Source organism: Buttiauxella sp., from assembly GCF_049686335.1.
In the GTDB taxonomy this organism is placed as follows: domain Bacteria; phylum Pseudomonadota; class Gammaproteobacteria; order Enterobacterales; family Enterobacteriaceae; genus Buttiauxella.
This window is the reverse complement of record NZ_JBAVHX010000009.1, coordinates 203,739-228,494: the sequence shown is the minus strand read 5'-3', so window position 1 is coordinate 228,494 and position 24,756 is coordinate 203,739. Positions and strand designations below refer to the sequence as shown.

23 protein-coding genes and 2 tRNA genes are annotated in these 24,756 nt (G+C 51.0%); 21 read left to right on the top strand and 4 right to left on the bottom strand.

Annotation, left to right across the window (positions count from 1 at the left end; all coding sequences use genetic code 11):
* Positions 1–6 precede the first annotated feature (6 nt).
* Positions 7–83 (top strand) — tRNA-Met (locus tag WBL83_RS08075).
* 6 nt (positions 84–89) lie between these two features.
* Positions 90–164, top strand: a tRNA-Gln gene (locus WBL83_RS08070).
* A 115-nt stretch (positions 165–279) separates the two neighbouring features.
* On the opposite strand, the gene ubiF is transcribed toward WBL83_RS08070, so the two are convergent.
* Positions 280–1,455: a 3-demethoxyubiquinol 3-hydroxylase gene (ubiF, locus tag WBL83_RS08065; RefSeq protein ID WP_424588648.1), complete on the bottom strand. Its 1,176-nt coding sequence runs from the start codon at positions 1,453–1,455 to the stop codon at positions 280–282.
* Between the two features lie 135 nt (positions 1,456–1,590).
* Here ubiF and miaB point away from each other — a divergent pair, with 135 nt between their 5' ends.
* From miaB to WBL83_RS08020, 9 genes are all read left to right on the top strand, one after another.
* Positions 1,591–3,018, top strand: coding sequence for a tRNA (N6-isopentenyl adenosine(37)-C2)-methylthiotransferase MiaB (miaB, locus tag WBL83_RS08060; RefSeq protein ID WP_424588647.1), 1,428 nt, complete (start codon positions 1,591–1,593; stop codon positions 3,016–3,018).
* A gap of 197 nt (positions 3,019–3,215) precedes the next feature.
* A complete protein-coding gene (locus WBL83_RS08055) occupies positions 3,216–4,277 on the top strand; it encodes a PhoH family protein (protein WP_424588646.1) in 1,062 nt (353 codons plus the stop codon).
* The gene (gene ybeY / locus WBL83_RS08050) at positions 4,274–4,741 is read left to right on the top strand and encodes an rRNA maturation RNase YbeY (RefSeq protein ID WP_424588645.1); all 468 of its coding nucleotides are present in this window, start codon (positions 4,274–4,276) and stop codon (positions 4,739–4,741) included. Before WBL83_RS08055 ends, ybeY begins: the two co-directional genes overlap by 4 nt.
* A 99-nt stretch (positions 4,742–4,840) precedes the next feature.
* Positions 4,841–5,719: a CNNM family magnesium/cobalt transport protein CorC gene (gene corC / locus WBL83_RS08045; RefSeq protein WP_064548673.1), complete on the top strand. Its 879-nt coding sequence runs from the start codon at positions 4,841–4,843 to the stop codon at positions 5,717–5,719.
* 7 nt (positions 5,720–5,726) lie between these two features.
* Positions 5,727–7,268: an apolipoprotein N-acyltransferase gene (gene lnt, locus WBL83_RS08040; RefSeq protein WP_424588644.1), complete on the top strand. Its 1,542-nt coding sequence runs from the start codon at positions 5,727–5,729 to the stop codon at positions 7,266–7,268.
* A 363-nt stretch (positions 7,269–7,631) separates the two neighbouring features.
* Positions 7,632–8,543 (top strand): amino acid ABC transporter substrate-binding protein, encoded by a 912-nt coding sequence (locus tag WBL83_RS08035; RefSeq protein WP_424588643.1) that lies wholly within the window; start codon positions 7,632–7,634, stop codon positions 8,541–8,543.
* Positions 8,544–8,745: 202 nt separating this feature from the next.
* Positions 8,746–9,486, top strand: coding sequence for an amino acid ABC transporter permease (locus WBL83_RS08030; RefSeq protein WP_424588642.1), 741 nt, complete (start codon positions 8,746–8,748; stop codon positions 9,484–9,486).
* On the top strand, positions 9,486–10,160 hold the full coding sequence (gltK, locus tag WBL83_RS08025) for a glutamate/aspartate ABC transporter permease GltK (protein ID WP_424588641.1): 675 nt from the start codon (positions 9,486–9,488) through the stop codon (positions 10,158–10,160). Before WBL83_RS08030 ends, gltK begins: the two co-directional genes overlap by 1 nt.
* Complete coding sequence (locus tag WBL83_RS08020) at positions 10,160–10,885, top strand: amino acid ABC transporter ATP-binding protein (RefSeq protein ID WP_424588640.1); 726 nt, start codon at positions 10,160–10,162, stop codon at positions 10,883–10,885. Before gltK ends, WBL83_RS08020 begins: the two co-directional genes overlap by 1 nt.
* Before the next feature lie 66 nt (positions 10,886–10,951).
* Here WBL83_RS08020 and dctP read toward each other — a convergent pair whose 3' ends face one another.
* Positions 10,952–11,998, bottom strand: coding sequence for a TRAP transporter substrate-binding protein DctP (gene dctP, locus WBL83_RS08015; RefSeq protein ID WP_424588639.1), 1,047 nt, complete (start codon positions 11,996–11,998; stop codon positions 10,952–10,954).
* Between the two features lie 24 nt (positions 11,999–12,022).
* Positions 12,023–12,505 carry a zinc ribbon-containing protein gene (locus WBL83_RS08010; protein WP_424588638.1) on the bottom strand — a complete coding sequence of 161 codons (483 nt, stop codon included), beginning with the start codon at positions 12,503–12,505 and terminating at the stop codon, positions 12,023–12,025.
* 250 nt (positions 12,506–12,755) lie between these two features.
* Between WBL83_RS08010 and leuS the strand changes: the two genes are divergently transcribed.
* Genes leuS through nadD form a run of 4 tightly spaced genes read left to right on the top strand, consistent with a single transcriptional unit; the run spans position 12,756 to position 17,644 of the window.
* Entirely contained in the window at positions 12,756–15,338 is a 2,583-nt protein-coding gene (gene leuS, locus WBL83_RS08005; RefSeq protein ID WP_424588637.1) for a leucine--tRNA ligase, read from the top strand.
* A 14-nt stretch (positions 15,339–15,352) separates the two neighbouring features.
* A complete protein-coding gene (gene lptE, locus WBL83_RS08000; RefSeq protein ID WP_424588636.1) occupies positions 15,353–15,970 on the top strand; it encodes an LPS assembly lipoprotein LptE in 618 nt (205 codons plus the stop codon).
* On the top strand, positions 15,967–16,998 hold the full coding sequence (holA, locus tag WBL83_RS07995; RefSeq protein ID WP_424588635.1) for a DNA polymerase III subunit delta: 1,032 nt from the start codon (positions 15,967–15,969) through the stop codon (positions 16,996–16,998). The genes lptE and holA overlap by 4 nt, the downstream gene beginning before the upstream one ends.
* The gene (gene nadD, locus WBL83_RS07990; protein ID WP_424588634.1) at positions 16,991–17,644 is read left to right on the top strand and encodes a nicotinate-nucleotide adenylyltransferase; all 654 of its coding nucleotides are present in this window, start codon (positions 16,991–16,993) and stop codon (positions 17,642–17,644) included. The genes holA and nadD overlap by 8 nt, the downstream gene beginning before the upstream one ends.
* Here nadD and cobD read toward each other — a convergent pair.
* Positions 17,616–18,710, bottom strand: coding sequence for a threonine-phosphate decarboxylase CobD (cobD, locus tag WBL83_RS07985; RefSeq protein ID WP_424588633.1), 1,095 nt, complete (start codon positions 18,708–18,710; stop codon positions 17,616–17,618). The genes nadD and cobD overlap by 29 nt on opposite strands.
* A 91-nt stretch (positions 18,711–18,801) precedes the next feature.
* On the opposite strand from cobD, the gene WBL83_RS07980 reads away from it, so the two are divergent.
* The 6 genes from WBL83_RS07980 (at position 18,802) to rlpA (ending at position 24,664) form a co-directional block, all read left to right on the top strand.
* On the top strand, positions 18,802–19,413 hold the full coding sequence (locus WBL83_RS07980) for an adenosylcobalamin/alpha-ribazole phosphatase (protein WP_424588632.1): 612 nt from the start codon (positions 18,802–18,804) through the stop codon (positions 19,411–19,413).
* Between the two features lie 253 nt (positions 19,414–19,666).
* A complete protein-coding gene (rsfS, locus tag WBL83_RS07975; protein WP_424588631.1) occupies positions 19,667–19,984 on the top strand; it encodes a ribosome silencing factor in 318 nt (105 codons plus the stop codon).
* Positions 19,985–19,987: 3 nt separating this feature from the next.
* Positions 19,988–20,458, top strand: a complete 471-nt coding sequence (gene rlmH / locus WBL83_RS07970; RefSeq protein WP_424588630.1) for a 23S rRNA (pseudouridine(1915)-N(3))-methyltransferase RlmH — start codon at positions 19,988–19,990, stop codon at positions 20,456–20,458.
* A gap of 27 nt (positions 20,459–20,485) precedes the next feature.
* On the top strand, positions 20,486–22,387 hold the full coding sequence (gene mrdA, locus WBL83_RS07965) for a peptidoglycan DD-transpeptidase MrdA (RefSeq protein ID WP_424588629.1): 1,902 nt from the start codon (positions 20,486–20,488) through the stop codon (positions 22,385–22,387).
* A gap of 2 nt (positions 22,388–22,389) precedes the next feature.
* The gene (mrdB, locus tag WBL83_RS07960; RefSeq protein WP_424588628.1) at positions 22,390–23,502 is read left to right on the top strand and encodes a peptidoglycan glycosyltransferase MrdB; all 1,113 of its coding nucleotides are present in this window, start codon (positions 22,390–22,392) and stop codon (positions 23,500–23,502) included.
* Between the two features lie 16 nt (positions 23,503–23,518).
* On the top strand, positions 23,519–24,664 hold the full coding sequence (rlpA, locus tag WBL83_RS07955) for an endolytic peptidoglycan transglycosylase RlpA (protein WP_424588627.1): 1,146 nt from the start codon (positions 23,519–23,521) through the stop codon (positions 24,662–24,664).
* The last annotated feature ends 92 nt before the right edge of the window (positions 24,665–24,756 follow it).

Sequence of the window (24,756 nt, the reverse complement as noted above, 5' to 3'; positions counted from 1 at the left end):
CAATTTGGCTACTTAGCTCAGCTGGTTAGAGCACATCACTCATAATGATGGGGTCACAGGTTCGATTCCCGTAGTAGCCACCATATTTTTGGGGTATCGCCAAGCGGTAAGGCTCTGGTTTCTGATACCAGCATTCCGAGGTTCGAATCCTCGTACCCCAGCCAAAAAAGAAAAGCTCGCTTCGGCGAGCTTTTTGGTTTCCTGCGTTTGGCAAATCCTAACTGAATATAGGTCGGATGTCGCAGCGCGAATCCGACCTACGATAAACTCACCGCTAATTCATAACCCTAACGCATACTTCAACGCCTGGCGTTTCAACACACCGCCGCGTTCTGCTGCCATCAGCCCAAGATTTCTAATCACTCGCAGCGGCCCTAAATTGTTGCTGAAACCCGCATAGAACAGATCCATACCGCTCTGCATCAGGAAGTTATCCGCCTGTCTGCGTGTTTGATAACGTTTTAGAACTCGCGCATCCGCCCAATTCTCACCGTAGCTGCGAGCGTTTATCATCACATCCAGCAGCGCTTCCACATCGCGATAACCGAGATTCACACCCTGCCCGGCTAACGGATGAATAGTATGAGCGGCATCGCCAATCAGCGCTAAACCTTGCTGTGTGTATTGCAACGCATGGCGACGGGTGAGAGGGAATGCGCCACTGGCGACGGGTATCACTTTGCCTAAACGCGCAGGGAAACTGGTTTCCAGTGCTTTTTGTAGTTGTGGCATCGACATATTCTGCAACTGGCGAATCCGTGCTGGCGTGTCGTACCAGACCAGAGAAGCCCAGTTATCGAAGAGCGGTAAAAAAGCATGTGGGCCATTTGGCGTAAAATGCTGCCAGGTGCTGTCGCCAGGTTGATAGTCACACTCCACGGTGATTAACATGCAGGACTGGCGATATTGCCACGCATGAATACCCATTCCAGCCCAACGGCGAATCTGAGAATTCGCGCCATCCGCGCCAATCACCATCGGCACCGTTAAGCTTTGCTGGTCAGCAAACTCGACTCTCCACTGCCCTGCCTCACCGTGCAAACTGATAATCTGCGCCGGGCACATTAATGTCACGTTAGGATGGGTTTCTAGCGCCTGCCAGAGCGCAAGCTGCAAAACCTGGTTTTCAACCATATAGCCAAGCTCCGGCAAACCGAGCTCGTGGGCATTAAAGCTAACATGCGCGCTTTCCCACTCCCAGGTTTCAAGCTGGCGATACGCATGGCTACGCATAGACCGAATCGTCTGCCAAACATCGAGAGATTTCAGCAAGCCCACTGATGCACTACTGATGGCCGAGATACGGACATCGGGCTGGCTTGTAGGGTCAAAAGCGCCAGGAGCCTGATGCTCAATCACCGCCACTTTAAAACCATTTTGCGCAAGACCAAGAGCCGCCGCCGCTCCGACCATCCCTCCGCCAACTACCGCAACATCTATTGTCTGGTTCAACATGATGATTTTGTCCTTAAATTGTCTATCCTGATTCTACCGGATTTTTGCGCAGGTTTCGTAGGCTGGTCACATCAAGGCCAAAGCATTACAATACGCGGCCTGAATTCCTGGCTTTAACTGAGCAATGGCAAGTCGATGACAAAAAAACTCCATATAAAAACCTGGGGCTGTCAGATGAACGAATACGATTCATCGAAGATGGCCGATCTGCTGAACAGCACGCATGGCTATATCCTCACTGATAATCCGAAAGAAGCGGACGTATTGCTGCTCAATACCTGCTCTATCCGTGAAAAAGCCCAGGAAAAAGTATTCCATCTGCTGGGCCGTTGGAAACTCTTAAAGCGTAAAAACCCCGAGATTATTATCGGTGTCGGCGGCTGTGTTGCTTCCCAGGAAGGCAAGATGATCCGCAGTCGCGCCCATTATGTTGATATCGTTTTCGGGCCGCAGACTCTGCACCGCTTACCGGAAATGATCAACAAAGTTCGCGGCAATCGTAGCCCAATCGTCGACGTCAGCTTCCCGGAAATCGAAAAATTTGACCGTCTGCCAGAGCCAAAAGCAGATGGCCCAACGGCTTTCGTTTCAATTATGGAAGGCTGTAATAAATACTGTACTTACTGCGTGGTGCCTTACACCCGTGGTGAAGAAGTGAGCCGTCCGTGCGACGACATTCTGTTTGAAATTGCGCAGCTCGCCGCGCAAGGCGTGCGTGAAGTTAACCTGCTTGGTCAGAACGTGAATGCCTGGCGTGGCCCGACTTTCGATGGCGGCATGTGTTCTTTCGCAGAATTACTGCGCCTGGTTGCAGCCATTGACGGTATCGACCGCATTCGTTTCACCACCAGCCATCCAATTGAATTCACTGACGATATCATCGAGGTTTATCGTGATACGCCTGAACTGGTGAGCTTCCTGCATTTGCCCATTCAAAGTGGTGCAGACCGAGTGCTTAATCTGATGGGCAGAACTCATACCGCGCTGGAATATAAATCGACGATTCGTAAGCTGCGCGCGGCACGTCCGGATATCCAGATTAGTTCTGACTTTATCGTAGGCTTCCCAGGTGAAACCCAGCAGGACTTCGAGCAGACCATGAAAGTGATTGCCGATGTGAATTTTGACGTCAGCTTCAGCTTCATCTTCTCCGCACGTCCTGGCACGCCTGCCGCCGATATGGTGGATGACGTGCCAGAAGAAGAGAAAAAACAGCGTCTGTATATTCTGCAAGACCGCATCAATCAACAGGCGATGGAGTGGAGCCGTAAGATGGTTGGCACCACACAACGCATTCTGGTTGAAGGTACGTCCCGCAGAAACATTATGGAGTTGACCGGGCGTTCCGAAAATAACCGTGGGGTGAACTTTGCCGGTACCCCGGATATGGTCGGTAAGTTTGTCGATGTCGAAATCACTGAGGTTGCGACGAACAACTCGCTGCGCGGTAAGGTGGTTCGCACTGAAGATGAGATGGGACTGCGTATCGCGCAATCTCCGGAATCGGTCATTGCCCGCACCCGTAAAGAGAATGAAATCGGCGTTGGGATTTATCAGCCTTAATTCCACTCTATGCCCGAGGGTTCGCTAACGCAGTGAACCCTCGGGCATTTTCATTGTTTGCACTTGCATTCTGAATCAGCCACCCAAATATCAAAAACCAGGCTTGCACCATCTGCCCGCGCCGTAAATAATCTTTTTATGGCCTGCGCTAACGCAGAAACTATTTCAACTGGCCCTGTGCGACCCCGAGGATAAGTTTGAACATCGAAACACGTGAAATTACGCTAGAACCCGCAGACAATGCGCGTCTGCTAAGCCTGTGTGGCCCATTTGATGACAACATCAAGCAGCTCGAACGTCGGCTGGGTATCGAGATCAACCGTCGCGACTATCACTTCAAGCTCACGGGCCGTCCGATTTTGGTAAACGCTGCAGCAGATATTCTGCGCAATCTGTACGTTGATACCGCGCCGATGCGTGGCGAAATTCAGGATATTTCACCAGAACAAATTCACCTTGCCATTAAAGAGATTCGTGTTCTGGAGCAGTCTGCGGAAAGCGTTCCAGAGTACGGCAAAGCGGTAAACATCAAAACCAAAAGGGGTGTTATCAAGCCGCGCACCCCGAACCAGGCGCAATACATCGCTAATATTCTCGACCATGACATCACCTTCGGCGTCGGCCCTGCGGGTACGGGTAAAACCTATCTTGCCGTTGCGGCAGCCGTTGATGCGCTGGAACGACAGGATGTTCGTCGTATTTTGCTGACCCGTCCGGCGGTTGAAGCCGGTGAAAAACTGGGCTTTCTGCCAGGCGATTTAAGCCAAAAAGTCGATCCTTACTTACGCCCGCTGTATGACGCGCTGTTTGAGATGCTCGGCTTTGAACGCGTTGAAAAACTGATGGAACGCAACGTGATTGAGGTCGCCCCACTCGCTTATATGCGTGGCCGCACCCTCAATGATGCCTTCATCATTCTGGATGAAAGCCAGAACACCACCATCGAACAGATGAAGATGTTCCTGACGCGTATTGGCTTTAACTCCAAAGCGGTTATTACCGGCGACGTCACGCAAATCGACTTACCGAAAAATCTAAAATCGGGCCTTCGCCACGCGATTGACGTACTGGCAGAGGTCGACGAAATCAGCTTTAACTTCCTTAATAGCGAAGACGTAGTCCGCCACCCGGTTGTGGCACGCATTGTAAATGCCTATGAAGCGTGGGAAAACGCAGAACAGGTTCGTAAAGATGAACTCGCTGCAGTTCGCAAGCGAGAAGCGCTGGCAATCAATGCCGCCGCTCAGGAGAGTAAATGAGTCAGGTCATACTGGATTTACAGGTCGCATGTGAAGAAACAAGCGGCTTACCGACGGAAGAACAATTTCAAACCTGGCTTGATGCAGTCATCCCACAGTTTCAGGAAGAGTCAGAAGTCACGATTCGCCTGGTGGACGACGCTGAGAGCCACGATCTGAATCTCACCTACCGTGGTAAAGATAAATCCACCAACGTGCTTTCATTCCCGTTTGAAGCCCCTCCAGGTATCGAACTCCCGTTACTGGGCGACCTGATTATTTGCCGTCAGGTGGTAGAGAAAGAAGCAAAAGAGCAGCAAAAACCGCTGGAAGCTCATTGGGCGCACATGGTCATCCACGGGAGTTTGCATCTGCTTGGCTACGATCATATTGAAGATGAAGAAGCCGAAGAGATGGAATCCCTGGAAACAGAGATAATGCTTGCTCTTGGGTATGCTGATCCGTACATTGCCGAGAAAGAATAGTCTCTGTAAGGATTAACCTACAGAGCAAAGACATTCAGGTAGCGCACGACCAGGCTGCCTGATATCAATTCATTATTGAGGGGCCACAAACCTAACGCCATGAGCGACGACAACTCACAAAACAGTGACACGCCTGCCAGTAAGAAGGGATTTTTTTCCCTGATTCTCAACCAGCTATTCCACGGTGAACCTAAAAACCGTGACGATCTGCTGACACTTATCCGTGATTCTGAGCAAAATGATCTGATCGATCAGGATACCCGCGACATGCTTGAAGGCGTAATGGATATCGCCGACCAGCGCGTTCGCGACATCATGATCCCTCGCTCTCAAATGGTAACGCTCAAACACAACCAGACGCTGGATGAATGCCTCGATGTAATTATCGAATCCGCACACTCCCGCTTCCCGGTGATCAGTGAAGACAAAGATCATATCGAAGGGATTCTGATGGCCAAGGATCTGCTGCCGTTTATGCGCAGCGATACCGAGCCATTTAGCATGGAAAAAGTGTTACGTCAGGCCGTTGTTGTGCCAGAAAGTAAGCGTGTTGACCGGATGCTCAAAGAGTTTCGTCAGCAACGCTACCACATGGCGATTGTGATTGATGAGTTTGGCGGCGTCTCCGGGCTTGTCACCATCGAAGATATTCTCGAACTGATTGTTGGGGAAATTGAAGATGAATACGACGACGAGGAAGACAGCGATTTCCGCCAGCTAAGCCGCCATACATGGACGGTTCGGGCTCTGGCCTCAATCGAAGATTTCAACGACACCTTTGCCACCCATTTCAATGATGACGAAGTGGATACCATTGGTGGATTAGTCATGCAGGCCTTTGGCCACTTACCTGCTCGTGGCGAAACCATTGAAATTGATGGTTATCAGTTTAAAGTCGCGATGGCAGATAGCCGCCGTGTTATTCAGGTTCATGTCAGAATTCCGGACGACTCGCCACAACCGAAACTGGAAGATTAATTCAAAGATGGCTATAGCCTTACTCCTTCAACGCCAGCGCGTTCGCTTGCTGCTGGCGCTGCTTTTTGGTGCCTGCGGAACGCTGGCTTTCTCCCCCTACGATTTTTGGCCTGCCGCGATTGTTTCTCTGGCAGGGCTTCAGGGACTGACACTTAATCGCCGCGCTATTCAGAGCGCCTGGATTGGTTTCTTCTGGGGACTGGGGCTATTTGGCTCAGGCATAAACTGGGTATATGTCAGTATCGCGCAGTTTGGTGGTATGCCAGGCCCGGTGAATGTCTTTTTGGTGGTGTTACTTGCTGCTTATTTGTCTTTGTATACTGGTCTGTTTGGCGGCTTCCTCAGCAAGTTCTGGCCGAAAACCACCTGGTGGCGAGTCGCTATTGCGGCTCCGATGCTGTGGCAGCTCACCGAGTTCTTGCGCGGTTGGGTATTAACGGGCTTCCCGTGGCTACAGTTTGGTTATAGCCAGATTGATGGACCACTAAAAGGTATTGCCCCGATTGTCGGCGTCGAAGGTGTCACCTTCTTGCTGATGATTATCAGCGGGCTGATAGTGTATGCACTTCACGAGCGAAGCTGGCGTCCCGCAGTGATTGCCGCTGTATTGCTGCTTGCGCCATGGCCATTACGTTCGATTCAATGGTACCAGGCCAAGCCTGAACGCGCCGTTGATGTCGCGATGGTTCAGGGCGATATCCCGCAATCCCTGAAATGGGATGAAAACCAGTTGCTCAATACGCTGAAAATTTATCTCGATAAAACTCAGCCGCAGATGGGCAAATCCCAGCTGATTATCTGGCCTGAATCTGCGATCCCTGATCTTGAGATAAACCAGCAGCAATTCCTGACGATGATGGACGACCTGATGCGCTCTAAGCACAGCTCGTTGATTACTGGTATTGTCGACGCGCGTTTAAATAAGCAAAACCGCTACGATACTTACAACACCATTATCACGCTCGGCGAAGGCAATCCGTACAGCTACAACAGCACCGACCGTTACAACAAGAATCATCTGGTGCCGTTCGGTGAGTTTGTGCCTCTGGAGTCTATCCTGCGCCCGCTGGCACCGTTCTTTGACTTGCCAATGTCGTCTTTCAGCCGTGGGCCATATTTACAGCCACAGCTGTTATCCAATGGCATCAAGCTCACGCCTGCTATTTGCTACGAGATTATCCTCGGCGAACAAGTACGCGATAACTTCCGCCCTGACACTGACTTCCTGCTGACTATTTCAAACGATGCGTGGTTCGGTAAGTCGATTGGCCCGTGGCAGCATTTCCAGATGGCGCGCATGCGTTCGCTTGAGCTTGGTCGTCCACTGTTGCGCAGTACCAATAATGGTATCACTGCCGTGATTAATGCTGATGGCGACATCGATGCGATGATCCCGCAGTTTACTCGCGAAGTCCTCGAAGCGAAGGTTACGCCAACAACGGGCATCACGCCTTACGCCCGTTTCGGTAACTGGCCGCTGTGGTTTGCCACCCTGATCTTTGGTTTCGCTTCTGTTCTGCTGGCACTGCGTAGTCGCCGCAAATCCTGATTCTGCACCATCCTTAAAAGGCCAGCGATTGCTGGCCTTTATTATTTCTGGCACAACCTTTGCAATCATTTACTCATAAGAAACAAACAAAATGCTGAAGCTCAACCCTGTGGCTAGCACGATGCATTGAGTTGCACCAAACAATGACACCGCGAGCACCAAAGTAGTGCAACGAGGTTTTTTTGCCTTTAAACGGTGCGGCATAGTTCGCAAAAATAAACATCTTCTTAGCAAAATCTTTACAATAAGCTAGGTTAAATGTTAACAAAAAGACTAAGAATTGAGCTTGTTCAGTAACACACAACAACAAAACAACACACATCAGGTATCAATGCCCTCTGGCATTAAGAAAAGGAGTTGGTAATGCAATTACGTAAACTAGCCTCGGCTTTGTTGGTTATGGGTTTAGGCGCAGGTATCGCACACGCCGAAGATGCGAAACCTGCCGCTCAGCAAAGTACTCTTGATAAAATTGCCGCTAATGGCGTTATTGTTGTCGGTCACCGTGAATCCTCCGTTCCTTTCTCTTACTATGATAACCAACAAAAAGTGGTAGGTTATTCACAGGCTTATTCCAACGCCATCGTTGAAGCCGTGAAGAAGAAACTGAATAAACCTGACCTGCAAGTTAAGTTGATCCCGATTACCTCTCAGAACCGTATTCCATTACTGCAAAACGGCACTTTCGATTTTGAATGTGGTTCAACAACCAACAACCTCGAACGTCAGAAACAAGCTTCGTTCTCCGACACGATCTTCGTGGTAGGGACTCGTTTGCTGGTGAAGAAAGGCGGCGCGGTTAAAGACTTTGCTGACCTGAAAGGTAAAGCCGTCGTTGTGACATCCGGTACCACTTCTGAAGTTCTGCTTAACAAGCTGAATGAAGAGAAGAAAATGGACATGCGTATTATCAGCGCTAAAGACCACGGCGACTCGTTCCGCACCCTGGAAAGCGGTCGTGCGGTGGCCTTTATGATGGATGATGCCCTGCTGGCCGGTGAGCGCGCGAAAGCGAAGAAACAGGATAACTGGGAAATCGTTGGCACTCCGCAATCACGCGAAGCGTACGGCTGTATGCTGCGTAAAGACGACGCTGACTTTAAGAAGCTGATGGATGACACCATCGCTCAGGCGCAAACCTCCGGTGAAGCCGCTAAATGGTTCGATAAGTGGTTCATGAATCCAATCCCACCGAAAAATATCAACATGAACTTCGCTTTGTCTGACGACATGAAAGCCCTGTTCAAAGAACCGAACGATAAAGCACTCAACTAATTAGAACCAGGGGCCGGGATGACCCAGCCCTCCCGATTGACGAACCGAAGCTCGGACAGACTATGCGTTGGATGGCCGTTCCCCATCCGACGTGAAAGTACCCCATAAATCTCAGGCAAAGATCTGAAATCCGGGTACAAGCTTCTCATCAATCTTCGAGGGTAGCGTGACTGCTACCCTCATTTTTTTCTCGGAGTACGTTATGTCTATTGACTGGAACTGGGGAATATTTCTACAGCCCGCCCCGTTCGGCAACACAACCTATCTGGGCTGGATTTGGAATGGCTTCCAGGTCACCGTTGCCCTGTCCATCTGCGCATGGATAATCGCCTTTCTAGTCGGCTCACTGTTCGGTATTTTGCGTACCGTTCCTAATAAATGGCTGTCAGGTATTGGCACGCTCTATGTCGAACTCTTTCGTAATGTGCCGCTTATCGTGCAGTTTTTTACCTGGTACCTCGTGGTACCGGAATTACTGCCCGAAAATCTCGGCATGTGGTTTAAATCCGAGCTTGACCCCAATATCCAGTTCTTCTTGTCGTCGATGATTTGTCTCGGTCTGTTTACCGCCGCGCGTGTCTGTGAGCAGGTTCGTGCCGCGATTGAATCATTACCTCGCGGGCAGAAAAACGCCGCGCTGGCGATGGGACTCACGTTGCCACAGGCGTATCGTTATGTGCTGTTGCCAAACGCCTATCGCGTGATTGTGCCGCCAATGACATCTGAGATGATGAACCTGGTGAAGAACTCGGCCATCGCATCAACCATTGGTCTGGTCGATATGGCTGCTCAAGCCGGTAAACTGCTGGACTATTCCGCGCACGCCTACGAATCCTTCACCGCCATCACGCTCGCTTATGTTCTTATTAACGCGGTGATTATGCTGGTGATGTATGTGGTTGAACGCAAAATTCGCCTGCCGGGCAACATGGGAGGCAAATAATGTACGATTTTGACTGGACTTCAATTCTTCCCGCCATGCCTTACCTGATCCAGGGGTTGATTATCACCCTGAAAATCACGGTGACTGCGGTTGTCATCGGTATTGTGTGGGGCACCTTGCTCGCGGTTATGCGTCTGTCGCCAATCAAGCCGATTGCCTGGTTTGCAAGCGCTTACGTCAACGTTTTCCGTTCTATTCCGCTGGTCATGGTTCTGCTGTGGTTTTATCTGGTGGTGCCGGGTTTCTTACAAAAAGTGTTAGGGCTTTCACCACAGACGGATATCCGCCTGATTTCCGCGATGGTCGCGTTCTCAATGTTTGAAGCTGCCTACTACTCCGAGATTATTCGTGCGGGTATTCAGAGTATTTCACGTGGCCAGTCCCATGCTGCGCTGGCGCTCGGAATGACGCAATGGCAGTCGATGAAACTGATTATCCTGCCGCAAGCTTTCCGTGCGATGGTGCCGCTGCTGTTAACCCAGGGCATCGTATTATTCCAGGATACTTCGCTGGTGTATGTTTTGAGCCTGGCGGACTTCTTCCGTACCGCGACCACCATTGGCGAACGCGACGGAACCCAGGTAGAAATGATTCTGTTTGCCGGTCTGGTGTATTTCGTCATCAGTCTTAGTGCCTCGCTGTTGGTCACATACTTGAAGAAAAGGACAGTGTAATGATTTCCCTGAAAAATGTTTCTAAATGGTATGGTCACTTTCAGGTGCTAACCGACTGCTCAACAGAAGTGAAAAAAGGCGAAGTCGTGGTGGTTTGCGGGCCATCCGGCTCCGGTAAATCAACGCTGATTAAAACCGTAAACGGCCTGGAGCCGGTGCAAAAAGGCGAAATTGTTGTTAATGGCACGCAAGTGAATAGCAAGAAAACCAATCTGGCTGAATTGCGCTCTCATGTCGGTATGGTGTTCCAACACTTTGAACTATTCCCGCATTTGTCGATTATTGAAAACCTGACGTTGGCACAAGTAAAAGTACTCAAACGCAATAAAGAAGAGTCGCGGACTAAAGGGCTGAAATTGCTTGAGCGTGTTGGACTGACGGCGCATGCGGATAAATTCCCGGCTCAGCTTTCCGGCGGTCAGCAGCAGCGTGTGGCGATCGCACGCGCGTTGTGTATGGATCCGGTAGCCATGCTGTTCGACGAACCGACTTCCGCACTTGATCCCGAGATGATCAACGAAGTGCTCGACGTCATGGTTGAGCTGGCACACGAAGGGATGACCATGATGGTGGTGACCCACGAGATGGGCTTTGCCCGTAAAGTGGCAAACCGCGTGATCTTTATGGATGAAGGGAAGATTGTCGAAGACTCGAACAAAGAGGATTTCTTTAACCACCCGCAGTCCGAACGTGCAAAAGACTTCCTGGCGAAAATACTGCACTAATCATACAAATGCCTGCACAACCTTGTGATTGTGCAGGCATTGCTTGTGAAACTTTTATTTCCAGTCTTACTTCATCGTCTCTTTTATCAGCGCAGTGACTTTTTCCATTGTCGACCCCGCCTCTGTCACGCCTTTACTCTCTTGTTCTTGTACCCATTTCTGCTGCACTTCCTGATAGCGTGTCGCGGCTTCCCAACTTTTCAGTTCATCAGGTTTAAGTTCACGCATCTTCACATCGTTTTTGCGTAACTCGTTAAGCATCCCGTCATAACTGCTATCCATGACAGAACCTAATGTTTGATAGGCTTTCGTGGCTGCGCGCTGAACCGCTTGTTTATCTTCGTCGGCAAGCTTATTCCAGGTATCTTTATTCATCACCAGCAGGTAAACGTGCCCCAACCACAAATCTTTGGAGATCATGATATTAGGTGCCGTTTTATGGACGTTAAGTTCATAGCCGCTGTCGACGTTGACCATCAACCCATCCAGATTTCCTGCTTTAAGGGCATCATAAATCCCCTCGCCCCACGGCATCGAAACGGGAATCGCACCGCTATTTTTTAAAAAATCCTGGTGCCAGAAGCTGGCTGAACGCCATTTTGTTCCGGTGAGATCACTCAAATTATTCAGTGCCTTAGTACTAAAAAACGCCACGGGATAGCCCGTTGCCAAAAAGACAATTTCCATATTTTGCCTGGCAACTTCGGCCTGTAAAGCCGGGATCGTGGCGTAAGCCTTGCGGAAAAACTCCACCTGCTTATCTCCCGTCGGACCTACCGGGAAACTTTTGAAAATCTGCTGTAGGGGAAATTCCTTTGGCGTGTATTCAGGTACAACGATAGCCATATCGGCCACTTTGCCCTCTTTCACCACACTCAGCGCATCGTAACTGCGCGCAAGTTTGCTGTTCCAGTGGTCTTCAATTTTCAGGCGACCCTGTGATTCCTTCTCAATTTCGGCAAAAAACACCTCTTTGATAAAAGTCGTGCGCATACCGCCCAGCGGTTCGTGATCGGTATACTTTAGCGTCTGAACTGCTGACACCGTGGTCGGTATCAGCAGCGTGGATAGGAAAGCGGCCAGCATCGTTCTGGCCAGTAACTTTCGTTGCATTGCGGTTCCTTCGCGTTGTGAGGATTAAGGTTCAAAAGGCCGACGGCTAAATTGATTGTGCCCGCATTTTGGGCAGACAGGCAGCACATCTGGGGTATAAATCGCCAGATGGAAATGGCAGTTTTCGCAGACCAGGTTGCCCAGCCCCACCACTTCCCCACTGTGATAAACCCCGTGGTGATTCAGATCTTGAAACACTTCACGCCACTCAAGCTGCGTTTTATCAGTGATATCCGCCAGCTCCTGCCAGAGACTCTCTTTAATGACGCGCATGAAAACGCTGTCGGTAAATTCGTTCTGGCTTTCGTTATAGCTACGAGCAAACTCTTCCAAATCACGGCGGACTGCACGTGTCACTTCATCAACTTCGGTACGAGTCAGCTCCCCGGTTTCGTTCATGCGTTTACGTGCGCTGTCGACGAGAGCGTCAATATCACGCTCTCCATTACGTAACCGCTCGGTGAGTGAGGCCACCAGTTCACGGTAAAATTGAGCAACCTTGTTCATCGTCTGTCTGCCTCCTTGAAGAGTTTCCTGCTTTCAGGGTCGTGTAACCTACTCTAATAGTAGACCTTAATCGGCTACCACTATGTTAGTTTGCCCACATGCGGCGTAAATAACTGCAAATGAGAAAAGGGCATGGCAGCTGTTGAAAGGCTGTTTTGCAGCACTCTTATCGGCTATGCTATGCCGATCTGAAATTAATAGTTAAAGCTACAACCTGTAGCTGTCTTTCATCACAGGACCACTGGCTGCCATGCAAGAGCAATATCGCCCGGAAGAGATAGAATCCAACGTACAACTTCACTGGCAAGAGAAGCGTACTTTTGAAGTAACCGAAGACGAAGGCAAAGAGAAGTATTACTGCCTCTCGATGCTACCCTATCCTTCTGGCCGACTACACATGGGCCACGTTCGTAACTACACCATTGGTGACGTTATCGCGCGTTACCAGCGCATGCTGGGTAAAAACGTGCTTCAGCCAATCGGCTGGGATGCGTTCGGTCTGCCAGCCGAAGGGGCAGCGGTAAAAAATAACACCGCACCTGCGCCGTGGACTTACGACAATATCAACTACATGAAGAACCAGCTCAAAACGCTGGGCTTTGGCTATGACTGGAGCCGCGAGCTGGCGACCTGTACCCCGGAATACTACCGTTGGGAACAGCAGTTCTTCACTCAGCTGTACAACAAAGGCCTGGTTTACAAAAAAACCTCCGCGGTTAACTGGTGCCCGAATGACCAGACTGTTCTGGCAAACGAACAGGTTATCGACGGCTGCTGCTGGCGTTGTGACTCCAAAGTTGAGCGTAAAGAGATCCCACAGTGGTTTATCAAAATCACCGCTTACGCAGACGAATTGTTAAACGATCTGGATACGCTGGACCATTGGCCTGATCAGGTCAAAACCATGCAGCGCAACTGGATTGGCCGTTCCGAAGGTGTAGAGATCACTTTCGACGTTGAAAACAGCGCTGAAAAACTGACTGTTTACACTACTCGCCCGGACACCTTCATGGGTGTGACCTACCTGGCGGTTGCAGCCGGTCACCCTATCGCGCAACAAGCGGCGGTAAACAATCCTGAACTGCTTGAATTCATCGATGAGTGCCGTAATACCAAAGTTGCTGAAGCTGAAATGGCAACCATGGAGAAAAAAGGCGTAGCGACTGGCGTTAACGCAATCCATCCACTGACTGGCGAATCTGTCCCAGTTTGGGTGGCTAACTTTGTGCTGATGGAATACGGCACAGGTGCGGTAATGGCAGTTCCTGGCCACGATCAGCGCGACTGGGAATTTGCCACCAAATACGGTCTGCAAATCAAACCTGTCATTCTGAATGCTGATGGTAGCGAGCCTGACCTGTCTGCTGCAGCGATGACTGAAAAAGGCGTGCTGTTCAACTCTGGTGAGTTTGACGGTCTGGACTACCAAAATGCCTTTAATGCGATTGCCGATAAACTGGCTGCAAAAGGCGTAGGTGAGCGCAAAGTTAACTATCGTCTGCGTGACTGGGGTGTTTCCCGTCAGCGTTACTGGGGCGCGCCAATCCCAATGGTCACTCTGGAAGACGGCACTGTGATGCCAACCCCAGAAGACCAACTGCCGGTTATCCTGCCAGAAGATGTGGTCATGGACGGTATCACCAGCCCAATTAAAGCCGATCCAGAGTGGGCAAAAACCACGGTTAACGGCATGCCTGCGCTGCGTGAAACTGATACTTTCGATACCTTCATGGAATCTTCCTGGTACTACGCGCGCTACACCTGCCCGCAGTACGACAAAGGAATGCTGGATTCCAAGGCGGCTAACTACTGGCTGCCGGTTGATATTTACATTGGTGGTATCGAACACGCCATCATGCACCTGCTTTACTTCCGCTTCTTCCACAAACTGATGCGCGATGCGGGCATGGTGACCTCTAACGAGCCTGCCAAACAGCTGCTGTGTCAGGGTATGGTTTTGGCAGACGCGTTCTACTACACCGGCGTTAACGGTGAGCGTAACTGGGTTTCCCCGGCTGAAGCGATTGTAGAGCGTGACGAGAAAGGCCGTATTATCAAAGCCTCTGACGCACAAGGCAATGAACTGGTCTATGCTGGCATGAGCAAAATGTCGAAGTCGAAAAACAACGGCATCGACCCGCAAGTGATGGTTGAACGCTACGGCGCAGACACCGTTCGCTTGTTTATGATGTTTGCTTCTCCTGCTGATATGACGCTGGAATGGCAGGAATCAGGGGTTGAAGGGGCAAACCGCTTCCTGAAACGTGTCTGGCGCCTGGCCTACGAGCACACCAGCCGTGGTGCTGCACCAGCACTCGATGTTGCAGCGCTGAACGAAGATCAAAAAGCATTACGCCGTGATGTTCACAAAACTATCGCGAAAGTGACCGATGATATTGGTCGTCGTCAGACCTTTAACACCGCGATTGCTGCCATCATGGAATTGATGAACAAACTGGCAAAAGCACCGCAGGAAAGTTTGCAAGACCGTGCACTGCTGAACGAAGCCCTGTTAGCGGTGGTGCGTATGCTTTATCCGTTCACCCCACACGCTTGCTTCGATATGTGGCAGTCTCTGGGCGGTGAAGGTGATATCGACAACGCGCCATGGCCACAGGCTGATGAATCAGCAATGGTCGAAGACTCGCTGCTGGTCGTTGTGCAGGTGAATGGTAAAGTTCGTGGCAAAATCACTGTTCCGGCTGATGCGACGCAAGAACAAGTGCAAGAACGCGCAGGTCAGGAACATCTGGTTGCGAAATATCTTGAGGGTGTGACCGTACGTAAAGTGATTTACGTGCCGGGCAAACTGCTCAACCTGGTTGTGGGCTAAGCGCAGGAGGAACCGTGCGACATCCCTTTGTCAGCTTGTTAGTTACTTTGGCGGTGCTTATCACCGCCGGGTGTGGTTTTCGTCTGCATGGCAGCGCGCAAGTTCCAGATCAAATGAAAACCATGATCTTTAACTCGGGTGATCCAAACGGCCCGTTGGCGCGTGAAGTTCGCTCTCAGTTGCGTCTGAACGGCGTTACGCTTGTGGAAGATACGGGTACGGGCGTGCGTAAGGATATTCCGTCCCTGCGCTTGCTGGGCAGTGCCATGGGCCAGGATACGGCATCCATCTTCCAGGATGGGCGTACTGCCGAGTATCAAATGGTCATGACGGTCTCAGCGCAAGTGTTGATTCCAGGCGAAGATATCTACCCGATCAGTGTCAAAGTGTATAAATCATTCTTTGATAACCCACTGACAGCTTTGGCAAAAGATGCCGAGCAAGAATTGCTGATCAAAGAGATGTACGCCTCTGCTGCCCAACAGCTTATTCGTAAGTTGATGACAGTGCATGCGGCCGAAGTTAAAGAAACCCACGAAGCCGAGAAACCGGTGACTGGCACGACTTCGGCTTCAGCAACATCTACAGGCCGTACGTCGACCACGCTTTCGGCGACGTCTGGTAGCAAATGATTCGGTTGTACCCTGAACAACTCCGCGCGCAGCTCAATGAAGGGCTGCGCGCGGCGTATCTGCTGCTCGGAAACGATCCCCTATTACTTCAGGAAAGCCAGGATGCGATTCGCCAGATAGCGAGTACTCAAGGCTTTGAAGAACACCACACCGTCCAGATTGACGCCAGCACCGACTGGCAAGATCTGTTCTCAATTTGTCAGGCGTTAAGCCTGTTCGCCAGTCGCCAGACTCTTCTGCTGTTGTTGCCTGAAAACGGGCCGAACGCTGCCATAAATGCACAGTTCGAAACGCTGGTGTCTCTGTTGCACGACGATATTTTGCTGTTGGTGCGCGGTAACAAATTCACCAAAGCGCAGGAGAATGCGGCCTGGCTGGGTAAGCTTGCCGATCGAAGCGTGCTCGTAACCTGCCAGACGCCTGAGCAGGCTCAACTGCCGCGCTGGGTTTCACAACGTGCGAAACAGATGAACCTGAATCTGGATGAGGCTGCCAACCAGCTACTTTGTTACTGCTATGAAGGCAACTTGCTGGCGCTATCACAGGCATTGGAACGCCTGTCATTAATTTGGCCGGATGGTACGCTGACACTGCCTCGCGTCGAGCAGGCTGTTAATGATGCCGCGCATTTCACGCCGTTCCATTGGGTAGATGCGATTCTTGCGGGTAAAAGTAAACGCGCACTGCATATCCTTCAGCAATTAAAGCTGGAAGCCAGTGAGCCAGTCATTCTACTACGCACAATCCAGCGTGAATTGCTGCAACTGGTTAATCTTAAACGCCAGTCGGCGCAGACACCGCTGCGGACTTTGTTTGATCAGCAACGTGTATGGCAAAACCGCCGCGCACTCGTCACCGAAGCACTCAATCGTTTATCGGCGGAGCAGCTTTTCCAGGCTGTGCGTTTACTCAGCCAAATCGAACTGACGCTCAAGCAAGATTATGGGCAATCGGTATGGGCAGAGCTGGAAGGGCTTTCTCTTCTGCTGTGTCATAAAGCGCTGCCGGAAATTTTCACGCATGGTTAACAGTGCATCGCGTTTAGCGGCCCTGTTTGGTGGGACATTCGATCCCATTCATTACGGGCATTTAAGACCGGTCGAATCACTGGCAAAACAGGTGGCGTTGCAACACGTCACCATCATGCCGAATAACGTTCCACCGCATCGCCCGCAGCCGCTGGCAAACAGCCAGCAGCGCAAAGCCATGGTCGAACTCGCCATCGCGCAAAAACCACTGTTTCGTCTGGATGACCGCGAACTGCAACGGGAAACCCCGTCGTATACCGTTGAAACACTGGAGCAGTTGCGGGCAGAAATCGGCATAACACAGCCGTTGGCGTTTATTATCGGACAGGATTCGTTGCTGAGTTTGCAACGCTGGTATCGCTGGGAAACGCTGCTGACTTTATGTCATCTGCTGGTTTGCCAGCGCCCGGGATATTCGTTGACGATGAACACCCCAGCGGAACAACAATGGCTTGAAGCGCACCAGACGTCGTCCGTGGAACAACTTCATGCGCTGCCTGCGGGTAAAATTTACCTCGCACAAACGCCGTTATATGACATCTCAGCCACTGACATTCGCCAGCGTTTAGAGCAGCATCTCCCGTGCGATGACTTGCTCCCTCCTGCTGTGGCGGAATTTATTCGCCAGCATCAACTTTATTGCTAATCACCCGCCGCAACGCATCCAGTAATTTGTCGTTGTCCGTTGGGCTTTTGATGGCCACACGGTAATAACGTGCATCAAGCCCCGGATAATTGGCGCAATGGCGAATCAAAATATTCTCTTCCAGTAGTGCTCGTTGCAGATCCAAACCGTAAATATCACAACGCAGGAAAATATAGTTCGCCCGTGGCCGCCAGACTGTTATCCCATGCAGTGCGTTTAAGCCGTTAAACAGGCGGGGTTGTTCGGTACTCAGCCAGCGATAACTCGCCTCAATATATTCACGATCATTCAGGATTACCTCACCTGCAAGTGCTGCAAACGCGTTAATCGTCCAGGGTTCTCTCTGTTGTCGGATGCGGTTCACCAGCTCAGTATTCGCACTCACCATATAACCCAGGCGCAGCCCGGCAATCGCAAAAAACTTGGTAAGCGATCGCAAAACATAGAGTTGAGGGAAACGTGATAAGTGGGGAATTAAGCCGGCTTCCTGCGGTAGAAAGTCAAGAAAAGCCTCATCCACGATGAGCGCAATACCATTTTCCAAACAGCGCTGGGCAATGGCCAGTAGCAACTCGTAGTCTATCAACAAGCCGGTCGGGTTATTCGGGGTGCACAAAAACAGGCAGTCGAGATCGCGCGTTAATGCCAGAAGTAATGACTCATCCGGCTGCCAGTTGTTTTCTTCAGCCAAAGGGAAATCGGTTATTTCACATCCCGCACGCGTTAATGCACGACGGTATTCCGCAAAGCCTGGCGTCAATAATAAAGCCTTACGGGGTGCGAGTTGCTGCACCAGATTAAATATCAGTTCTGTTTCGCCGTTACCTGCAAGTACCCATTCTTGCGGGACGTGATGATGGCTCGCCAGCGCCTGATGCAAAGCGCGGTATTCAACGTCAGGGTAACGCTCCGCCAGCGCCAGGTTTGCAACGATAGCGCGTTTTAATGAATCAGGCATACCGAGCGGATTGATATTCGCACTGAAATCGATAATCGAATTCGCATCCACGCCCATAACTGCTGCCGCTTCAATAATATTGCCACCATGCTGGCTGCTAAACGCCATACTTCCCCCAACAAAACAGACTTCGTAACATGAAGCGCAATGATACACTTATGCCACTGCCAGCCACAGCCAACGTTTACGTGAGGAACAGATGAAATTATGGTTAGTTCGCCATGGGCAAACCCAGGCAAATGTAGACGGACTGTACAGTGGCATTTCCGAAACTCCGCTCACCGAACACGGCATCACGCAGGCGCAAGCCGTTGGCAGTTTACTCAATCATGTTGAGTTTGAAAAAGTGCTTTGCAGCGAGTTGGGTCGCGCGCAACACACCACTCAGCTGATCCTTCATCAGCGCAATATCCCGGTAATTACCGAACCACGCCTTAATGAGATGAATTTTGGTGACTGGGAGATGCGCCATCACCGCGATTTACAACGTGCGGATGCCGAAAACTATGCGGCCTGGTGCAACGACTGGCAGAATGTGGTGCCGAAAAATGGCGAAGGCTTCCAACTTTTCTCGCAACGGGTTAGTGAATTTGCGCATACCCTCGCTTCACAAGCAAAAGAAGAGAATCTTCTGATTGTGAGTCATCAGGGAGTGCTGAGTTTGCTGATTGCCACCCTACTCAACATGCCTCCAGCGTCGCTATGGCATTTTATGATAGAGCAAGGAGCATGGAGCTGCGTGGAAATTCGCGAGGGCTTCACTACCCTTAGAACCCTTAATAATCGTGCTATTTATCATCCGGCATCGTAAGTTGCATGCGTTACAGTTATCGTCAACCATTGACACTACAGTCCAGGCTGTTATGCTCCGCTGCCATAATTTCCTGCCCGCAAGCATGACTTTCCAAAATAGTTTTACAAAAATGGCGATGCAAACCAGGCTACTCGGTGGGATGATACCCCGCTTTGAGTACCGCATTGCTGACTTGTCAGTAAGACTGCCCCATCCAATGGGTTAACTGCGGGCGACATCGAACACACTCTACTTTTCCCAGGGGGAACACTTGCAGGGTAAAGAATTTCAAGATTTCATCGTTGATAAAATTGACGACCTCAAAGGCCAGGACATCGTTGCTTTAGATGTTCAGGGTAAATCAAGCATCACTGACTGCATGATTATCTGTACCGGCACCTCTAACCGCCACGTGATGTCTATTGCAGAACACGTTGTTGAATCCTCTCGCAAAGCCGGTATTGATGCACTGGGCGTGAAAGGCGTGAACGCGACCGACTGGGTTGTTGTTGACCTTGGCGAAGTTATCGTCCACGTCATGCAAGATGAAAGCCGCCAGCTGTACGAACTGGAAAAGCTCTGGGGTTAATACGTGAAGCTGCAATTAGTCGCAGTTGGCACCAAAATGCCTGACTGGGTACAAGCCGGCTTTACCGAGTACCTGCGTCGTTTCCCAAAGGATATGCCATTTGAACTGGTAGAAATCCCTGCGGGGAAACGCAGCAAAAATGCCGATATCAAACGCATTCTCGAAAAAGAAGGCGAAATGATGTTGGCAGCGGCCGGCAAGGGCAACCGAATTGTCACGCTGGATATCCCAGGGCAACCATGGGATACGCCGCACCTTGCCGTGCAACTTGAACGCTGGAAACAGGATGGTCGAGATGTCAGCTTGCTGATTGGCGGCCCGGAAGGTCTTGCCCCTGCGTGTAAAGCTGCCGCAGAGCAAAGCTGGTCGCTCTCCAGGTTGACAATGCCGCATCCTTTGGTGCGGGTGTTGGTGGCAGAAAGCCTGTACCGCGCGTGGAGCATTACGACCAACCACCCTTATCACCGTGAGTAGATATCGTCGGGTAGAACTAAGCTTCGGATGAAATTACAGAATTCTTTTCGTGACTATACAGCTGAGTCTGCGCTTTTTGTGCGCCGGGCGCTGGTCGCGTTTCTCGGTATTTTGGTGCTAAGCGGTGTGCTTGTCGCCAACCTTTATAATTTGCAAATCGTCCGTTTCACCGACTACCAAACCCGCTCCAATGAAAACCGCATAAAACTGGTTCCCATCCCGCCTAGCCGCGGCATTATCTATGACCGTAACGGCACGCCTCTGGCACTCAACCGCACCATTTATCAGGTAGAGATGATGCCGGAGAAAGTGGATGATGTGCAGGCAACGCTTGAAGCACTTCGCTCGGTCGTGGATTTAACCGATGACGATATTGCCAACTTTAAGAAAGAGCGAGCCCGCTCGCATCGCTTCACCTCTATTCCGGTCAAAACCAACCTTACCGAAGTGCAGGTTGCTCGTTTTGCCGTTAATCAGTACCGTTTCCCGGGCGTGGAAGTTAAAGGCTATAAACGCCGCTTCTACCCGTATGGCTCAGCGCTGACGCACGTCATCGGCTATGTTTCCAAGATCAACGATAAAGACGTTGAACGCCTTGATAAAGACGGAAAGCTTGCCAACTACGCCTCAACCCATGACATCGGTAAGCTCGGTATCGAACGTTTTTACGAAGACGTTCTGCACGGCCAGACGGGTTATGAAGAAGTTGAAGTGAATAACCGTGGTCGTGTGATTCGCCAGCTTAAAGAAGTACCACCGCAAGCCGGGCACGATATCTATCTGACGATAGACCTGAATTTACAGAACTACATTGAAACGTTGCTGGCGGGAAGCCGTGCCGCAGTGGTGGTCACCGACCCTCGCACTGGCGGTATTCTGGCGCTGGTTTCAATGCCAAGTTACAACCCAAACCTGTTTGTCGATGGCATCTCGAGCAAAGACTACACCGGTTTGCTGAATGACCCGAATACACCGCTGATTAACCGCGCCACGCAAGGGGTTTACCCTCCTGCTTCTACGGTGAAACCGTATATGGCGGTTTCTGCGTTAAGTGCCGGGGTAATCACCCGTAATACTTCGCTATTTGACCCAGGCTGGTGGCAACTGCCAGGTTCTGAAAAACGCTATCGTGACTGGAAAAAATGGGGCCATGGCCGCCTGAACGTCACCAAGGCACTTGAAGAATCTGCAGATACCTATTTCTACCAGGTTGCCTATGATATGGGCATCGACCGCATGGGCGAGTGGATGCGCAAGTTTGGCTACGGCCATTACACTGGTATCGACCTTTCTGAAGAGCGCTCCGGTAACATGCCAACGCGCGAATGGAAGCTGAAGCGCTTTAAGAAGCCGTGGTATCAGGGAGACACCATCCCTGTGGGTATCGGCCAGGGTTACTGGACTGCCACGCCTATCCAGATGAGCAAAGCGATGATGATTCTGATCAACGATGGCATCGTTCGCGTTCCGCATTTCTTGATGAGCACCGTCGAAGACGGCAAAAAAGTGCCGTGGCAGCAACCGGTACAGCCACCGGTTGGCGATATCCATTCTGGTTTCTGGGAAATTGCCAAAGACGGTATGTACGGCGTTGCCAACCGTCCTAACGGTACTGCCCATAAATACTTTGCAAACGCACCGTATAAAGTGGCTGCGAAATCAGGGACGGCCCAGGTCTTTGGTCTGAAAGCCAATGAAACCTATAACGCCCATAAAATTGCTGAACGCTTACGCGATCATAAATTAATGACTGCGTTTGCTCCTTACGACAATCCACAGGTTTCCGTCACCATGATTCTGGAAAACGGCGGCGCAGGCCCCGCTGTAGGCACCATCATGCGCCAAATCCTCGACCATATTATGCTCGGGGATAACAATACGGTTCTGCCTACTGAAGTGCCCGCAGCAGCGAGTGCAGAGGATCAATGACCATGACTGATAATCCGAATAAAAAGTCGTTCTGGGATAAAATCCATATCGACCCGCTCTTCCTGTTGACCATTCTGGCGCTGCTTATCTTCAGTGCGCTGGTTATCTGGAGCGCCAGTGGCCAGGACATGGACATGATGGAGCGTAAGATTGGCCAGATCCTGATGGGGCTGGTGGTGATGATCGTGATGGCTCAGATCCCTCCTCGCGTTTACGAAGGGTGGGCGCCGTACCTGTATATTGTCTGTATCATATTACTGGTCGCGGTCGATGCGTTCGGCGCAATCTCTAAAGGCGCGCAGCGCTGGCTGGACCTGGGCGTGGTACGTTTTCAGCCCTCAGAAATTGCCAAAATCGCTGTGCCGCTGATGGTTGCTCGCTTTATTAACCGCGATGTTTGCCCGCCAACGCTGAAAAATACCGGTATCGCGCTGATCCTTATTTTCATGCCGACCTTACTGGTTGCTGCTCAGCCTGACCTTGGTACATCGATTCTTATCGCCGCATCAGGTTTGTTCGTCCTGTTCCTATCCGGTATGAGCTGGAAACTGATTGGAGTTGCCGTCCTTCTGCTCGCCGCATTTATTCCGATTTTGTGGTTCTTCCTGATGCACGATTACCAACGTGCACGCGTCATGATGCTGCTTGATCCAGAAAGTGACCCACTCGGTGCGGGCTATCACATAATTCAGTCTAAGATTGCTATTGGCTCCGGCGGTTTGCGGGGTAAAGGCTGGCTGCATGGAACCCAGTCGCAGCTTGAATTTTTACCCGAACGCCATACTGACTTTATCTTCGCGGTTCTGGCCGAAGAGTTAGGTCTGGTGGGTGTTCTGGTGCTGCTGGCGCTCTATCTCCTGTTAATTATGCGCGGTCTGGTGATTGCTGCTCGCGCTCAAACCACCTTTGGCCGTGTTATGGCCGGTGGACTAATGTTGATTTTATTCGTATATGTGTTTGTTAACATTGGCATGGTTAGTGGTATCTTACCGGTGGTCGGAGTACCTTTGCCGCTGGTAAGTTACGGGGGCTCGGCACTCATCGTTCTGATGGCCGGGTTTGGTATCGTGATGTCGATACATACCCACAGAAAAATGTTATCAAAAAGCGTGTAAGTGGATGAGGTGGGTAATGGTAAAGCGTTGGCTTGGTATCTGTGTCGCAGCTGCATTGCTGGCTGGCTGCTCGTCTGATGAAGGCGATCAACAGCAAGTAAACCAGCAACCGCAACCGGCGGTGTGTAATGGCCCGGTGGTTGAAATCAGCGGTGCAGACCCGCGCTTCGAACCGTTAAATCCTTCGGTTAATCAGGATTACGAAAACAACGGTAAGAGCTTCAAAATTGTGCAAAACCCGGCGAATTTCAGTCAAGCCGGTCTTGCTGCCATTTATGACGCAGAACCGGGTAGTAATCTGACGGCGTCAGGGGAAACGTTTGACCCGTCTGCATTAACCGCAGCACATCCAACACTGCCTATTCCAAGCTATGCGCGAGTCACTAACCTCGCGAATGGCCGTATGGTTGTGGTGCGCATCAATGACCGTGGCCCGTATGGCAATGACAGGGTGATTTCACTGTCCCGTGCTGCCGCAGACCGCCTGAATACCTCAAACAATACTAAAGTGCGTATCGACCCGATTCTGGTGGCGCAAGACGGCACCATGTCCGGTCCTGGTACCGTTTGTACGACTATCGCCAAACAAACCTATGCCCTGCCCGCTCGCCCGGATTTAAACACCGGCATGGGCAGTGCGACTTCTGCTCCGACTGATGCCCCGCAGGGTGACGTTCGCGCTATCAGTAACTCCACGTTGCAAAGTGATGATCCAACCGGTGCGCCAGTCAGTAATAGTGGCTTCCTCGGCGCGGCAACACCGCTGGCTGCGGGTGTCATTGAAAGTGACCAACCAGAAGTTGTCGCTACACCCGCTGTGACAGCAACACCTGTGCAGGCGGCTCCAGTGCAGCAAAATGCACCGGTGACTGCGCCGGGTTCAGTCCAGGGCAGCGTAGCGTCTGCAGCGCCTGCGGCTGCCGCCGCAACAGGGCACTACGTGGTCCAGGTGGGTGCAGTCAGTGACCAGACTCGCGCAACACAGTGGCAGCAAAAACTTAGCCAACAATTTGGTGTGCCGGGCAAGGTTTCCAGCAATGGTTCCATGTACCGTGTACAACTTGGGCCGTTTGGTAGTAAAGGCGAAGCTGCCGCACTACAACAACGCTTGATGAGCGAAGCCCAACAGCAATCTTTCATCACTAACGCACCCGCTATGTAAGTGGTTGTGTCTGGCATCCGTCCGGCGTCAGTTATTGTAAATTTCATTAACAATTGATGCGCAAAGACGGATGCCAGCAAAAATCGCTTTTG

Coding starts and splice junctions, on each gene's coding strand:
- ubiF (WP_424588648.1), bottom strand. CDS start 1,455: ATGTTGAACCAGACAATAGATGTTGCGGTAGTTGGCGGAGGGATGGTC.
- miaB (WP_424588647.1), top strand. CDS start 1,591: ATGACAAAAAAACTCCATATAAAAACCTGGGGCTGTCAGATGAACGAA.
- ybeY (WP_424588645.1), top strand. CDS start 4,274: ATGAGTCAGGTCATACTGGATTTACAGGTCGCATGTGAAGAAACAAGC.
- corC (WP_064548673.1), top strand. CDS start 4,841: ATGAGCGACGACAACTCACAAAACAGTGACACGCCTGCCAGTAAGAAG.
- lnt (WP_424588644.1), top strand. CDS start 5,727: ATGGCTATAGCCTTACTCCTTCAACGCCAGCGCGTTCGCTTGCTGCTG.
- WBL83_RS08035 (WP_424588643.1), top strand. CDS start 7,632: ATGCAATTACGTAAACTAGCCTCGGCTTTGTTGGTTATGGGTTTAGGC.
- WBL83_RS08030 (WP_424588642.1), top strand. CDS start 8,746: ATGTCTATTGACTGGAACTGGGGAATATTTCTACAGCCCGCCCCGTTC.
- gltK (WP_424588641.1), top strand. CDS start 9,486: ATGTACGATTTTGACTGGACTTCAATTCTTCCCGCCATGCCTTACCTG.
- WBL83_RS08020 (WP_424588640.1), top strand. CDS start 10,160: ATGATTTCCCTGAAAAATGTTTCTAAATGGTATGGTCACTTTCAGGTG.
- dctP (WP_424588639.1), bottom strand. CDS start 11,998: ATGCAACGAAAGTTACTGGCCAGAACGATGCTGGCCGCTTTCCTATCC.
- WBL83_RS08010 (WP_424588638.1), bottom strand. CDS start 12,505: ATGAACAAGGTTGCTCAATTTTACCGTGAACTGGTGGCCTCACTCACC.
- leuS (WP_424588637.1), top strand. CDS start 12,756: ATGCAAGAGCAATATCGCCCGGAAGAGATAGAATCCAACGTACAACTT.
- holA (WP_424588635.1), top strand. CDS start 15,967: ATGATTCGGTTGTACCCTGAACAACTCCGCGCGCAGCTCAATGAAGGG.
- nadD (WP_424588634.1), top strand. CDS start 16,991: ATGGTTAACAGTGCATCGCGTTTAGCGGCCCTGTTTGGTGGGACATTC.
- cobD (WP_424588633.1), bottom strand. CDS start 18,710: ATGGCGTTTAGCAGCCAGCATGGTGGCAATATTATTGAAGCGGCAGCA.
- WBL83_RS07980 (WP_424588632.1), top strand. CDS start 18,802: ATGAAATTATGGTTAGTTCGCCATGGGCAAACCCAGGCAAATGTAGAC.
- mrdA (WP_424588629.1), top strand. CDS start 20,486: ATGAAATTACAGAATTCTTTTCGTGACTATACAGCTGAGTCTGCGCTT.
- mrdB (WP_424588628.1), top strand. CDS start 22,390: ATGACTGATAATCCGAATAAAAAGTCGTTCTGGGATAAAATCCATATC.
- rlpA (WP_424588627.1), top strand. CDS start 23,519: ATGGTAAAGCGTTGGCTTGGTATCTGTGTCGCAGCTGCATTGCTGGCT.